This window comes from Mucilaginibacter sp. SJ (assembly GCF_028993635.1).
Classification (GTDB): Bacteria; Bacteroidota; Bacteroidia; order Sphingobacteriales; family Sphingobacteriaceae; genus Mucilaginibacter.
On record NZ_CP118631.1, the window covers coordinates 5,743,373 to 5,758,168 of the forward strand.

A 14,796-nucleotide genomic window follows, 5' to 3' on the forward strand; every position below is an offset into this window, starting at 1 on the left:
TGTTATAATTGTGTGCGCAAACGCATGGGTTTGCATGCTGTTTTTTATAGCAAAATTGCTTTTAAATAAATTAAAATGAAACGCGTATTCGTAGTAGTATTGCTAATCCTTTGTTTTTTTAATAAGACATCTTTTTCGCAAAATTTAGCTCCATATAAATGGTATAACCCGGTTAAGGCCGATTTTCCGGTTATAGAAGCACAGGCCTGGTCAAAAGAAACCACAGGCAGTTATAACAGGTTCCCGGCGCGTGCCGAAAAGACCCTCAATCCCAATGTGTGGAATATCTCGCATAGTAGTGCCGGCTTATACATTAAGTTTAAAACAGATGCGCAAAACCTGGTTATCCGGTATAAAGTTAGTGGCGATTTTGCCATGTCACATATGCCGGCCACTGGTGTAAGCGGATTGGACCTGTATGTATTAGATCCTAATGGCCAATGGTGCCTTGCTCCGGGTAGTTTCTCGTTTAAGGATACCGTTACTTACCGGTTTTCAAATATTAAGGTAAGTGCCGATTTTGCGGAGAGAAGTTATGAATACCGGCTTTTCCTGCCTTTGTATAATTCGTTATCATGGCTTGAAATAGGTGTTCCGTCTGGTAGTGCATTTAATTTTATGCCTTTATCCAAAGAAAAGCCGGTGCTTGTATACGGAACATCCATTGCGCAGGGGGCCTGTGCTTCAAGGCCAGGTTTAGCATGGACCTCCATTTTGCAGCGCGCGCTGGATCGCCCGTTGATTAATCTTGGTTTTTCCGGTTCCGGATTGCTTGAGAAATCAGTTATTGATCTGATGGCAGAGGTGGATGCGAAAGTATATGTGCTTGATTGTATGCCCAATATGATAAGTTTTTCTGACCAGGAAATCGAAGCACGTTTATCAGCGGCGATACAAACTTTAAAGCAGAAGCACCCACTGGTGCCGATATTGCTTGTTGAACACAGCGGGGGGAACGCGGGCGGACTATTGGATACGGGTAGAAATGCCGGTTATGGTCATGTTAATAAAGTGCTTGACCTGGCTTATTCAAAGTTGATTGCAGCCGGAACAAAGGGTATTTATTTATTGACTGGCAAAGAAATCGGGTTTGGTATCAACTCAACAGTTGATGGCTTACATCCTAATGATATCGGAATGGAGCAGTATGCCGCAGCATATGAGAAAGCAATCCGTGTTATAATTAATGAACCAATTGGCCGCTATTCAACCACGCGGCCCGCAGTACAAAGCAGGGATGGGTATTATGACTGGCGAAACAGGCATAATGAAATATTAACGCTTATCAAAACCAGTTCGCCAAAGATTGTATTTCTTGGTAATTCGATCCTGAATTACTGGGGTGGTGAGCCTAAGGCGCCTTTAGCAAGAGGAGCTGACTCGTGGGATAAATACCTGGAGCCCCTGGGTGTAAAAAATTTTGGTTTTGGCTGGGACCAGGTAGAGAATGTGCTATGGCGTGTATACCATGAAGAAATAGAAGGGTTTAAGGCTGACAAAGTGATGATTATGATAGGCACCAATAACTTGTCTGCCTGTAGTGACCAGGAAATATCAGAAGGGTTAAAAATGCTCGTGCTGGCTGTGAAGGAACGTCAGCCTACAGCGGAGATTCTTTTATCGGGTTTGCTGCCCAGGAGGGCAATGGAAAGTCGGATAAAGGTGCTTAATAAAGCCATTGCTAAACTGGCAATTCAAACCCGGGTTCGTTTTATTGATCCGGGCAAACTATTGCTTAACTATAAAGGGGAGATCAATGAGTCGCTTTTCGGAGATGGCTTGCACCCCAATGAAGTTGGTTATCAAAAGCTGGCGGTAACATTGGTACCATATCTTAAAAAATAATAAAGATGCCGGTATGAAGTGCGCTTAACATGTGCAATGCTGAAACAAGTTCAGTATAGCGGAATTGTTTTAAAAGTAATTTCTATCAAATGATAGTCGATATTGATGAGATGGACTATATTAAATTACTTTTGCTATCTTTTCTACGCTAAAGTTTATTATGAAGAATAAAATTGTTCGCATTAAAGACATTGCCGAAAAAGCGAAGGTTTCGACGGGTACGGTTGACAGAGTACTGCATAAACGCGGGCGGGTATCAAAAAAGGTAGAAGAGAAGGTGCTCAAAATTATTGAAGAGATGGATTATGAGCCCAATCTTATGGCAAGGGCTTTGGGATCTAATAGAATATACCAGATAGCGGCCTTAATACCCGATCATGAAGTTGATTCCTATTGGCACGCGCCTAAGGCCGGTATTGAAAAGGCCGAAAAAGACTTAAAGCAATATGGCATTATTGTACAACAATATGTGTTTGATCCTTATGATGTAGATTCATTTATAAGCAACGCCCGTAAATTAACCAACGATAAACCCGACGGCATAATTTTGTCGCCTATATTTTACAGGGAAACCCTGCCTTTTTTCGAGAAATGGAAAGCTGCCGAAATTCCATTTGTGTTGTTTAATACACAAATTGCTGAATGTGAACCATTAAGTTATATCGGCCAGGATTCATACCAGAGTGGTTTTTTGGCTGGTAAGCTTATTCATTATGGGCAACCCGATTCCTGCTCTGTTTTAATTGCGCACATTGATGAAGAGACGAGCAACGCCGCGCACCTTTTAAAAAAAGAGCAGGGGTTTCGCAATTATTTTTCTCAAAATAACCTGGATCATCAGTACAAAATTCTGAGGGTTGAGTTAAACCGGTCAAATGCCGCTGTTTTTATAAAACAACTGGGGGATATTATTGACAGCACCCCTGATTTAGCCAGTATTTTCGTGACAACCTCTAAAGCTCATGAAATTGCAAAGTATCTGGAGCAGCGCTATATAAAGCGTATTAAAATAATAGGATATGATTTATTGCCTCCTAACCTGTATTTTCTGAATAAAGGGACAATCAGTTTCCTGATCAATCAAAACCCCAAGGGGCAGGGCTATTGGGGGATCTATCAGTTAACCGACAGCCTGGTGTTCAAAAAAGAAGTACCAATTATCAAGTATCTTCCGCTTGATATCGTTACAAAGGAAAATGTGAACTATTATGTTGATGATGAGGATGCAGTTTATTTAGATATCTGATCTCTCCTTAGCTAATTGTACTTCAATCATCGCTCTGTATCGCCATCGTTCGTTTATCGGTTCAAGCTCCGCCGGTCAAATTCTTTCTGCCAAAACCCAATTTTAATGGGTTTAGAAAAAAAATACAGTAAATTACTTTATCTCTCAAAAAGACACTATGCTTTTTAAGCTTCCTTTGCGGCTTAGTGCCTTTATACACAAAAAACTTTTTTAAGAACACGTTCTTGTGCAGACCCTGGGGGCTCAGCTCAGTGTCGGTTGGTAAATCCCCGCTGATTAATCTGTTTCAATTATGTAATCCGAAGGTTTTTCCGGTGCATCATGCTCATTAAAAAAATAATAACAAAAATTTAACAAAATGTGTGCGAACACACTAATATAATTATATTTGTATCAAGGTGTTTATGTTAATTTAATGTGTTCGTAAACATTCTGCCGGTCACAACGTATAAACGAAAATAAATGTCATATAATATCTCTGAAATAGTATCCAATTTTTGCATTGAAGGAAATGTCGCAGCTATTATTCCGTATGGGTCCGGGCACATAAACGATACATTTTATTTAAAAAATACAAATCCGGGTTTGCCGGGGTACTTGCTTCAGCGAATCAATCATCATGTGTTTGAAAACGTTCCGGCGTTGATGAAAAATATACAATTAGTAACAGATCATTTAAAAGAAAAATTGACCAGTATCCCGGGTTCAAGCCCCGATAAAGAAGTACTGACAATAGTTTCGGCTAAAGACCAACAGTGCTTTTTTTGTGATGAAACAGGTAATTACTGGAGAATGTATTGTTTTTTGAAGGATACCAAGAGTTATGACATAGTATTAACCGAGCAGCAAGCTTATGAAGGCGGCAAAGCATTTGGAAAATTTCAGTTACTGTTGTCAGATCTTGATAGCGCATTGCTTTACGAAACCATACCAGGCTTTCATAACATCACCATGCGGCTTGATCGTTTAAACAAAGCGGTATTGGCTGACCCGAAAAACCGGATTAAGGATGTTTTGACTGAGTTGTCGTTTATAATTGAAAGAGCAGATCTGATGGCTACCATCATGAATTTGGGGAAGGAAGGGAAATTGCCGCTACGTATTATTCATAACGATACCAAATTCAATAACATATTGCTTGATATGAATGATCATGAACAATGTGTAATAGACCTGGATACGGTTATGCCCGGCTATGTGGCATATGATTTTGGCGATGCCATCCGCACTATTATCAACACCGCGCCCGAGGATGAGAAAGATCTTACAAAGATAGAGCTAAACATCCCCCTGTTTAAAGCTTATGCAGAGGGGTATTTTGAGTATGCCGGTAGCTTTTTGTCAGATACAGAAGTTAAATCGCTTTCGATGGGAGTTTTATTAATACCCTATATGCAGGGTGTGCGTTTCCTGACGGATTTTATAGAAGGTGATGTTTATTACAAGATCCACTCTCCTGAACATAATTTACAGCGAGCCAGGGCGCAGTTCGAGCTGCTTAGCAAGCTTGAGAAAAATTACGATGTTTTTGATCAGATAATTCATAACACAGCAAAAAAGCACATACAGATAACAACCGAAATTAAATAATGGAACTTACAGTAGCATTTTTAGAAGATGTGGACAAAAGCAGCCCTATTGAACACATATCTGTTTTGTTAGACGAGCAGGAGAAGCACCTTGTTGGAATTGTACCGTGGCCCGATTATGATTACAAACCCGATGTTCATTTTGCGATAGCTTACAGCAACGATTGTTTTATGTTGAAATATTACGTAAAAGAAAAAGCGATAAAAGCTTCCTGTTACAAACCTAATGAACCTGTTCACCAGGATAGCTGTGTGGAGTTTTTCATTGGTTTTGGTACCGAACTGGAGTATTACAATTTTGGGTTTAACTGTATCGGCACTTGTTCGCTTGGCTTCGGAAGGGGCAGGGAAAATCGCGAATTATTACCTGAAAAGCTAATACGGCTTATAAAGTCTCAGGTGCGGTTAACACAGCAAACAAATATGGAGCATGGCGATATTAGCTGGGAGCTTACCCTGATGTTACCCTTGGATGTGTTTTATCATCATTCATTTACATCATTAAAAGGACAACAATGCCATGCTAATTTTTATAAATGTGGCGATGAACTACCTGAGCCACACTTTTTAACGTGGCATAATATTGAATGCGACGATCCTGACTTTCACCACCCGGAGTTTTTTGGGGAAATAAAGCTTGAAGCTTAACATAATCATGCGGCTGTTTAGCGGCTATTTATATGTGTTTGAAGTTATTTGCAAGGTAATAACATTGAGTTTATTGTTTTTATTATTGATAATGTAGATCCCGAAAAAACGACGATTTTATGAAAGTAAAACTTACATTAATAATGCTACTGTACAGTGCTGCTGTTTTGGCGCAGGCTAAAGTTGATGGGCCTTATCAAGAACTTCCTGATCCAAAGCCGGTTCAACAAGCTGGCTGGAGTATGCTAAAGCCCGGAGTTTATGTAAGTTTTGCTTCAGCCGATGTTCGTTATGATAAACATAATGCTCCTGCCATATCTCCTTTGCAGGCTCAATGGAAAACCAAAGCGTGGAAAGGAGAAAAAGTGCATACTCAATTCCTGGTATGGACAACCCGGAACCTGAAACAACTAAGCTTTATATGGAGTAAACTTAAAGATGGTAAAGGGCATGAAATCCCCGAAAAAAATATAAACGTGAGTTTTGTACGTTATGTGATGGCCGATGGGTTAAACAAAGAAGGCGGTGGCTGTGGTATATTGCCCGGCCATGATTCCAGCCTTGTTGAGGATGTTATTGACCCTGTAAAAATGCTTCCGGCGGGTAAAAATACAACCCGGCCGGTTTGGTTAAGCGTGAATGTACCGGTTAACGCTGTTGAAGGCCTTTACAGGGGGAATGTGAAGGTAATTGAAGGGAAAAATGCACCGCCTTTAATTTTACATTACGCTATACAAGTGCTTAATCATACCTTGCCTGCACCGGAGCACTGGAAATTTCATCTTGACCTGTGGCAAAATCCCTATTCGGTGGCCCGGGTATATGGTGTAAAGCCATGGTCAAAGCAACATTTTTATGTAATGCGCCCTTACATGAAAATGCTGGCAAATGCCGGGCAGAAAGCAATTACATCTACACTTATTCATGATCCGTGGAATAGCCAAACCTATGATATTTACGGATCGATGATTAAATGGAAAAAAAATAAGAATGGCTCATGGAGGTACGATTATTCTGTATTTGATAAGTGGGTGTCTTTTATGATGTCATTGGGGATTAATAAGTTAATCAACTGCTATAGTATGATTCCCTGGAATCTAAAGTTTTACTATTATGACGAAGCCCTGAGAAAAGACACGATGATTGTGGCTAAGCCCGGCTCGGCCGAGTATGAGGCACATTGGCGTCCAATGCTGAAGGATTTTGCCCGCCATCTTAAAGAAAAAGGTTGGTTTAATAAAACCACCATAGCTATGGACGAAAGATCCATGGCCGATATGCAAAAAGCTATAGCGTTAATAAAAAGCGCGGATAAAAATTTTAAGATTTCGTTAGCGGGCAATTATCATCCGGAAATTGAAAAAGATTTATTTGATTATAGTGTGGCGTCAAACCAGTTAATGGATGAAGCAACAATTCGTTTGCGCAGGGAATCCGGTCTAAATACCACCTATTATACCTGCTGCACAGAAGGATATCCCAATACCTTCAGTTTTTCGGCCCCGGCCGAGTCTGTTTGGCTGGCATGGCATGCCGCATACAAAGGATATGACGGGTATTTGAGATGGGCTTACAATTGTTGGGCTAAAGATCCTTTACGTGATACACGATTTGGGTCATGGTCATCGGGCGATGCTTACCTGGTTTATCCCGGTCCACGGTCCTCTGTTCGTCTGGAACGATTGATCGAGGGTATCCAGGATTTTGAAAAGATTAATATTTTAAGGAAGTGTTTTATAAAAAACAACCGGCAGGATAAATCACTTCAGCTAAAAAATATATTGGAAGGTTTTGACATAGGGGAATTGAAAAATAAGAATACCGCCGAAACACTTCAGGCCGCGCAGGAACGATTGAACAGCTTATAAATCACTAAAAAACGTTTTAATTATTTATATTTTTTGTTTATCCGCTTTCGTTTTCAGCTTTTTTTTGACTTTATTTACTACCTTCTGATTATTTTGAAAAGCTTAACGTGAATGGCTTACACTAAGCCCCGGAGGAATAGCCTTTTTAATTTTTAAAAGTTAAAACCAATAAGCAACAATAAGTACATTCTTTGGATGATGCCAATTATAAATTTTATAATGCAGAATGAATAGCCCGGAAGTTCAGCTGATGACGGATGAGGATCTTATAGCATTGATCAGGGAGAATGACCTTGGGGCGTTTGAACGCATTTATAATAAATATTGGTCAAAGCTTTATCTTTCAGCATATAATATCATCAGAGATCGCCAGGTAGCTGAAGATGTAACCCAGGAAGTATTGGTAAACCTGTGGATGAAGAGGGCTAATCTTCAGCTCACGTCATTAAATGCTTATTTATATGCCTCTGTTCGTTACCAGGTTTTTAACGTTATTCGTTCGGGTAAAGTAAGGGCAGATCGTTTTAACAAGCTGGAAGAGCTTTTTAGCCATAACGGTGGCGAGGAACTCCTGTCTGAAAAAGATATCAACCGTTTGCTGGAGCAAGGTATCGCTGAGTTACCTGAAAAATGCCGCCAGATCTTTATTATGAGCCGCAAAGAGCACTTATCAACCAAAGAAATTGCCGAACGGTTGGGTATCGCGCCAAAAACAGTTGAAAATCAACTTACTGTAGCTTTGAATCGTTTACGCAAAACATTGGGCGATTTTGTTTGCATAGCTGCCATTATGTTATGTGGCCGTTGGTTTTGAGGCTTTTTTGCCTGTACCTGATTGCATCTATCCCTTCCCTGTTGATATTATCACAGGTCTTTTTCTCCAAAAATTTCATAATTCCTTAATGCTGTAGAAATATTTTATTATTCTTTGGGGGTATGGCCTGTTCAGGGTTACTTACATACAATAACTACCCAAATGGAAAAAGAAACACTAATAAACTTAATAAACAAATACTTATCAAACCAGGCTACTCCCGAAGAAGAGGCCCGACTGCTAAGCTATTATGATACCCTTCAAAAAAACAAGCTGCAATGGGATGAGCTTGAAATGGGCAATGAAAATGTAACAAAGAGCGAGTTATACAGCAAGATACTATCGGAGATAAAAAACCGTGAATCTGTACCTAAAAAAATGATTTTTCTGAGGAGGTGGTTTGTGGCGGCCTCTATCACAACATTGCTGATCGCGTCGGCTTCCCTGGTTTTTTACATGAAGTATAACAGCTCGTACTTCATCGCCAAAAATAGCACCCATCCTGTAAATAAGTACCGTATTGCCCCGGGAGGGAATAAAGCATTGCTAATTTTAGCTGATGGTTCAAAAATTACCCTGGATGATGCCGCATCCGGCGAACTGGCCAAACAATCGGGTACAAAAGTTTCCAAGGCTGCCAGGGGGCAATTGGTTTACACAATTGATAACACGATAGCAAAATATAACCCGGCCGCTTCTGCTCAACCGGTATACAATACTATTGAAACCCCAAAAGGCGGTCAGTTTCAGGTTGATTTACCTGATGGTACTAAGGTTTGGTTAAATGCAGGTTCATCGCTTAGGTACCCAACAAGTTTTAATGGCAAAATACGTAGTGTTGAATTAAAAGGAGAAGCTTATTTCGAAGTTGCAAAAAATGCGCATAAACCATTTAAAGTGCTAAGCAATAATCAAGTGGTAGAAGTATTGGGAACGCATTTTAACATTAGCTCCTACACGGATGACATTTCCGTCAAAACTACTTTACTCGAAGGTTCTGTTAAAGTGTTATCAAGCAAAGCTAACCAATCAAAATTGCTGGCGCCGGGCCAGCAGTCTGACATTAATTACGCTAATAATTCATTCTCTATAAAAGCGGTTAATACAGACGAAGTTATCGCCTGGAAAAACGGTTATTTCCTTTTTACCGACGAAGATTTGAAAAGCATTATGAGCAAGTTTGCCCGTTGGTATAATGTTGATGTGGAATATAAAGGCGATGTGAATAATTTACGATTTGGTGGGATGGTGTCGCGTTCAAAAGACCTGACACAGGCATTGAAAGTAATAGAGCAAACAGGGAATGTAAAAATCAGAATCGAAGGAAGGAGGGTTATCGTTATGCCGTGATCATTACCCGCATAAGGTAGCCTAAAAAATAAGCCGGTAGTGGTGGTACACTCCGGCTAAAATTTAGGGCTTGCCATGAAATTAAATTCGTAGTCCAATTACAGATTAAACCCAAAACAAGTTCAAATGTATGAAATGTTATGAAATAAGTTTATACACAATTCCCCGTATAAAAAATAAAGCGTTGTTGATCATGAAATTATCGATCATATTGTTAGTGGCAACAATACTTCAGGTAAGTGCTAAAGGCTACGCACAAAAAATCACATTATCAGAGAAAAATGCTCCGTTAGAAAAAGTCCTTAAAGAAATAAGGGAACAAAGCGGCTACGATTTCTTCTATAATTCCAAACTCATTAAGGAGGCTAACCCGGTAAGTATCAATGTCCGGAACTCCGATCTGGAGGAAGTTTTAAAACTGGCCTTCACAAATCAGCCGTTTAGTTACAGTATTGACGAGAAAACAATAATTATAAAACCTAAACCTGTGCCTGTTAAGCCCCCCGTTCAGGCAGTACCTATTATCAAAGTTTCAGGTGTTGTTACTGATTCAAAGGGCGTTACTTTACCCGGCGCGAGTGTACGTATCAAAGGGACTGATAAAGGTGTAATAACTGATAGCGAGGGCCGGTTTACCATTGAAGCTAATGATAACAGCACCCTTGTTATTTCATTTGCCGGTTTCATTGCCAAAGAAGTTACGGTTACCGGAGCAACATCTTTCCTGACCGTTCAGTTACTTGATGATACCAAAGGTATAAATGAAGTAGTGGTAGTGGGCTATGGTAAACAAAAGAAGCTGACTATAACCGGGGCCGTTACCACGGTGAATGTTGCTGATATAACAACTCCAAACCGCTCCCTATCTAATGCCCTGGCAGGAAAGGTAGCCGGGGTTATATCGATGCAAAGAAGTGGGGAGCCGGGTTATGATAACGCATCATTTACCATCAGGGGCATTGGCACTTTTACAGGTAACTCAAACCCGCTTATTATTATAGACGGGGTGCAGCGCGATGACGTGAACAGTACTTACGGCGGAGCTTATAACAACATCGACCCTGAAGATATTCAAAGTATTTCTTTGTTAAAGGATGCATCATCAACCGCTGTATATGGGGCCAAAGGCGCCAACGGGGTTTTGATCATTACCACCAAAAAAGGTGTTGCAGGCAAACCTAAAATTTCCTTTAAAACAGAAACATCCATGTCGGGCCTTACCAGGACCCCTAAAATGCTGGATGCCGTATCATGGATGAGGTTACATAACGAAGCAACTACAAACGATGGTAACCCTCCTGCATATTCTGAAGAAACTATCCAGAAAACGGCAAGCGGTTTGGACCCGTACCTTTATCCCAATGTAAACTGGATAAAATCTGTATATAAGAATTGGGCCCCCGGTTATAATACCAACTTAAATGTTACCGGCGGTGCTTCGTCGGTAAGGTATTATGTTTCCGCTTCTTTTTATGACCAGGATGGAAGTTATAAAGTAACCAAACAAAATGGCTATAATCCCAACCTTAACTTTAAGCGTTATGACTTCAGGTCAAACCTTGATATCGATATCACGAAAACTACCTTATTGACCATGAACCTGGATGCGATGCTGGTAAGCAGCCGTTATCCAGGCATCTCGGCAGGAACCATCTGGTACGAATCGTACTTAACCCCACCTAACGCGTTCCCGATAAGATACCCGGATGGCAAATGGGCCGGTCCGTATAATAACGGCGGCTCCAACCCGGTAAACGATATACAAAACTCAGGTTATAACACCGAGTTTCGCCCTACCATCCAGTCTGTTTTTTCCATTAACCAGAAACTGGATGCAATTACCAGCGGACTAAGCGCCATGGCCAGGTTTTCGTTCGATTCGTACAGCGAAAATGACAATGGCAGAACAGGCACCAATGATCTTTTTTTAGCCACATCAAGAGATCCGCAGGGTAACCTGGTATTAGGTCAATCGAGGTACGGAAACCAGTTTTTGGGTTATACGCAGTATTCATCTGCCGAAAAAACCATGTACCTGGAAACCAATATTAATTATGATCAGTCTTTCGGCAAACACCATGTGGGCGGATTGCTTCTATACAATATGCGATCGAGGGTCCAGAGCACCGCGGGTAGTGTTATTACCTCTATTCCTTATAACAATCAGAGTTTGGCCGGCAGGGCAACATATACTTACGCCGATAAATACCTGCTTGAATTTGATGCCGGCTATACCGGTTCAGAAAACTTTGAACCGGGCAAAAAGTTTGGCTTTTTCCCGGCTGTTTCCGCGGGTTGGGTAATTTCGAGGGAGCCTTTTTTTAAAGGTTTTTCAAAAACGTTTAACCTGCTTAAAATAAGGGGTTCACATGGTCTCGTAGGTAACGACCAAATTGGCTCAAACTATCAAATCACCAGGTTTCCTTATATCAATCAATATGGCGGTGGCGGGTCCGTGGGTTTAGGCCTTAACGGAACAATATATGGTGGTACTACCGAGACTGTTATAGGAGTGGAGAACCTGACATGGGAAAAAGCCAGGAAAGATAATATTGGACTGGAGATAGGGTTGTTCAATAAACTGAATATCACTGTTGATGCCTATAAAGAGAGGCGGACAAATATTTTAGTTCAACGCAGTTCTTTATCAGGGATACTGGGTGTAAGCGGGGCTGTATTTGCCAACTTAGGTGAAATGAATAACCATGGTATTGAGGGTAACATTGAATATAATGATAATATAGGTAAGGTAGGCTTGCGCCTTTATGGCAATTTTACTTATAACAATAATAAAATTGTACAGAAAGATGAGCCTAAACAGTTATACGCCTATCAGCAGGCTACCGGTCGCAAATATGGCGATAACCTGATGTATGTTGCGGAAGGGTTGTTTACCTCGCAGGAAGATGTTGATAAAAGTCCCACCCAGTTTGGCGCTGTGTTGAGGCCCGGCGATATCAAGTATAAAGATGTAAATGGCGATGGCGTGATCAACAGCTATGACAAGGTTTATACAGGTAAATCCGACATACCTACCATATTATACGGCGCAGGATTTACGGTTGGTTATAAAAAGTTCGATCTTTCTCTTTTCTTCCAGGGAACCGGTAATGTAATTATTATGGCAAACGGTTCTTCTATAACCGGTGCCGGCGCTGGTGGCGCGGGTATTGTACCGTTTACAGGTATGGGCACTTATCCATCTGGTATGCTTGCAAGCCTTGAGGACAGGTGGACGGTTGATAACCCCAGCCAGAATGTATACTATCCACGGTTAGGCATTGCTAATCAAAACAGCAATAATTATCAGCCCAGCACGTGGTGGTCAAAAGACGCGAGTTTTGTTCGTTTAAAACAGGCCACATTGGGTTATACTTATAAGCCCTCCTTTCTTACCCAGGCGGGTATTAACTCAGTCTACCTTTATTTAACGGGGCAAAACCTGCTAACATTCTCCAAATTCAAACTTTGGGACCCTGAACTTGGCTCTAACGGGGCAGGCTATCCACCGGTACGAATACTTGCCTTAGGGTTAAGGGTTGCGTTATAGAAATCGTGAATTTTAAATCAGTTTCAAAAGAATTTAAAGTGTGCCAAATGAAAAAAAACATACTAATAATGGTAGTTGGGATCTGCTTCCTGGGTGCCTGTTTATCGTCCTGTAATTACCTCAATAAAAAACCGGATAACCTGTTAACATCAGATCTGATCTGGAGCACCAGGGCTAATGCCGAATCTTACCTGTATAACATTTACGGCTACATTGTACAAACCGATGGGGGAGATTACAGCGCGATGGGCGCCAGTGACGAGTCGTCGGTATCCATTCCCGGCACCAATGTAAGGCAAATGGTTGTTGGCAACTGGAGCCCTGTAAATGCTTATTTTGATTATTGGGACAGGTATTACACTGGTATCCGGTCGTCTTTCATTTTTGAAGCCAATATTGATAAAGTTCCTGCTACCCAACTAAGTGTCAGCCTAAAAAATCAATATAAAGCCGAAGCAAGGTTTTTGCGCGGATGGTTTTACTGGCAGTTAATGAAGCAATATGGTCCGGTTGTAAAAATAACAGAAGCGTTAAGTCTAAATGACGACTTTAATAAATATCCGAGAGCGTCTTTTGACGAATGCAAGGACTATGTTAACCAACTGATGGACCAGGCAGCTTCAGGCTTACCTGCCCAATGGCCGTCAACCAGCAACTACGGTCGGCCAACCAAAGGTGCCTGCCTTGCTGTAAAAGCTCAGCTGGCTTTACTGGCAGCAAGCCCGTTATGGAACGGCAATCCATCGTTTGCTTCCTTTAAAAATCAAGATGGCACCCCGCTGGCGCCCACAGTATTTGATGCCGGTAAATGGAAAATAGCTGCTGACGCAGCCAAGGCTGTAATTGATCTGAGCGCGTACAAGTTATTTACAAACCTGGATAACGGCGGAACCCAGTTTGATCCTTATCTGTCTGTCAGAGATCTTTTCTTAACAAACTGGAACAGTGAGATCATATTTTCAAGAAACTCCTGGAATTATTGGGGATATACCAAATGCGTATCGCCGGGGCCGGGAGGATATAGCATGTACAATGCCACCCAAAATGTGGTGGACGCATTTTATATGAATAACGGCCGCACTATTGATGACCCGCTTTCGGGATATACAGCAACAAGTTTTGCTCAAAGTAATGGCGCAAAATATTGGGAACATAGTAAAGGGCAATGGAACATGTATGCCAATCGCGAACCGCGGTTTTATGCCTATATCCAGTATAATGGCCGGCCGGTATTGCCTGCGCCAACTGTTGATGATAAAAACTATTATTCATCTGCAGCGAATGTTGACGGCACTGGCCGGATTGAATTTTATTATAGCGGTAAAGCAGGCGCAAAAGCCAGCGGCGCAAGTAATAATATTACCGGATATGATGTGCTGAAAAATGTAAGCCCTGCCGATAATATAAGGATGGACGCCACCAACTACAGGCCGTTTATATTGATCAGGTACGCCGAGATCTTGCTTGATTATGTGGAGGCTTTGAATGAATATGACCCCTCCAACCCCAATATCGTGCTTTATCTTGATCAGATCAGGACAAGAGCCGGCTTGCCTGGCATAGAGACTGTTTATCCGGGAGCTGTTGGAAACAAGGATTTAATGCGGAAATATATTTTAAGGGAACGCCAGGTAGAGCTTTGTTTTGAAAGTGACAGATACTTTACCCTTGTAAGAAGACTGTTGTTGGGTGCCGATGAAAATCAGACTATTTATGGCCTTAATGTCAACACTGACGATCAGGGCCAGGGATTTGCATTTACCGGGCTTTACAACAAAACGCTTTTTCAGAAAAGGGTGTGGAACAATAAAATGTACCTGTTCCCAATATCTCAGTATCAATTAGACCGTGATAGGGCACTGGTACAAAACCCGGGTTGGTAATAG

At 41.3% G+C, this 14,796-nt stretch carries 9 protein-coding genes; all 9 read left to right on the forward strand.

Annotation, left to right across the window (positions count from 1 at the left end):
- Positions 1-75 precede the first annotated feature (75 nt).
- Positions 76-1,845, forward strand: coding sequence for an SGNH/GDSL hydrolase family protein (locus tag MusilaSJ_RS23825; RefSeq protein ID WP_274987263.1), 1,770 nt, complete (start codon positions 76-78; stop codon positions 1,843-1,845).
- A 160-nt stretch (positions 1,846-2,005) separates the two neighbouring features.
- The gene (locus tag MusilaSJ_RS23830) at positions 2,006-3,091 is read left to right on the forward strand and encodes a substrate-binding domain-containing protein (RefSeq protein WP_274987264.1); all 1,086 of its coding nucleotides are present in this window, start codon (positions 2,006-2,008) and stop codon (positions 3,089-3,091) included.
- Positions 3,092-3,553: 462 nt separating this feature from the next.
- Positions 3,554-4,681, forward strand: a complete 1,128-nt coding sequence (locus MusilaSJ_RS23835; protein ID WP_274987265.1) for a phosphotransferase enzyme family protein — start codon at positions 3,554-3,556, stop codon at positions 4,679-4,681.
- Positions 4,681-5,328 (forward strand): carbohydrate-binding family 9-like protein, encoded by a 648-nt coding sequence (locus MusilaSJ_RS23840; protein WP_274987266.1) that lies wholly within the window; start codon positions 4,681-4,683, stop codon positions 5,326-5,328. Before MusilaSJ_RS23835 ends, MusilaSJ_RS23840 begins: the two co-directional genes overlap by 1 nt.
- Positions 5,329-5,471: 143 nt before the next feature.
- Complete coding sequence (locus tag MusilaSJ_RS23845) at positions 5,472-7,196, forward strand: DUF4091 domain-containing protein (protein ID WP_274987267.1); 1,725 nt, start codon at positions 5,472-5,474, stop codon at positions 7,194-7,196.
- A gap of 226 nt (positions 7,197-7,422) precedes the next feature.
- The gene (locus MusilaSJ_RS23850) at positions 7,423-8,010 is read left to right on the forward strand and encodes an RNA polymerase sigma-70 factor (RefSeq protein WP_274987268.1); all 588 of its coding nucleotides are present in this window, start codon (positions 7,423-7,425) and stop codon (positions 8,008-8,010) included.
- Positions 8,011-8,172: 162 nt separating this feature from the next.
- Positions 8,173-9,360: a FecR family protein gene (locus MusilaSJ_RS23855; RefSeq protein ID WP_274987269.1), complete on the forward strand. Its 1,188-nt coding sequence runs from the start codon at positions 8,173-8,175 to the stop codon at positions 9,358-9,360.
- Between the two features lie 193 nt (positions 9,361-9,553).
- Positions 9,554-12,910 (forward strand): TonB-dependent receptor, encoded by a 3,357-nt coding sequence (locus tag MusilaSJ_RS23860; RefSeq protein ID WP_274987270.1) that lies wholly within the window; start codon positions 9,554-9,556, stop codon positions 12,908-12,910.
- 47 nt (positions 12,911-12,957) lie between these two features.
- Positions 12,958-14,793 carry a RagB/SusD family nutrient uptake outer membrane protein gene (locus MusilaSJ_RS23865; RefSeq protein ID WP_274987271.1) on the forward strand — a complete coding sequence of 612 codons (1,836 nt, stop codon included), beginning with the start codon at positions 12,958-12,960 and terminating at the stop codon, positions 14,791-14,793.
- Positions 14,794-14,796: the final 3 nt, after the last annotated feature.

What these genes read in the sequence shown, in the direction of transcription:
- MusilaSJ_RS23825 (WP_274987263.1), top strand. Translation starts at nt 76, where the DNA reads ATGAAACGCGTATTCGTAGTAGTATTGCTAATCCTTTGTTTTTTTAAT.
- MusilaSJ_RS23830 (WP_274987264.1), top strand. Translation starts at nt 2,006, where the DNA reads ATGAAGAATAAAATTGTTCGCATTAAAGACATTGCCGAAAAAGCGAAG.
- MusilaSJ_RS23835 (WP_274987265.1), top strand. Translation starts at nt 3,554, where the DNA reads ATGTCATATAATATCTCTGAAATAGTATCCAATTTTTGCATTGAAGGA.
- MusilaSJ_RS23840 (WP_274987266.1), top strand. Translation starts at nt 4,681, where the DNA reads ATGGAACTTACAGTAGCATTTTTAGAAGATGTGGACAAAAGCAGCCCT.
- MusilaSJ_RS23845 (WP_274987267.1), top strand. Translation starts at nt 5,472, where the DNA reads ATGCTACTGTACAGTGCTGCTGTTTTGGCGCAGGCTAAAGTTGATGGG.
- MusilaSJ_RS23850 (WP_274987268.1), top strand. Translation starts at nt 7,423, where the DNA reads ATGAATAGCCCGGAAGTTCAGCTGATGACGGATGAGGATCTTATAGCA.
- MusilaSJ_RS23855 (WP_274987269.1), top strand. Translation starts at nt 8,173, where the DNA reads ATGGAAAAAGAAACACTAATAAACTTAATAAACAAATACTTATCAAAC.
- MusilaSJ_RS23860 (WP_274987270.1), top strand. Translation starts at nt 9,554, where the DNA reads ATGAAATTATCGATCATATTGTTAGTGGCAACAATACTTCAGGTAAGT.
- MusilaSJ_RS23865 (WP_274987271.1), top strand. Translation starts at nt 12,958, where the DNA reads ATGAAAAAAAACATACTAATAATGGTAGTTGGGATCTGCTTCCTGGGT.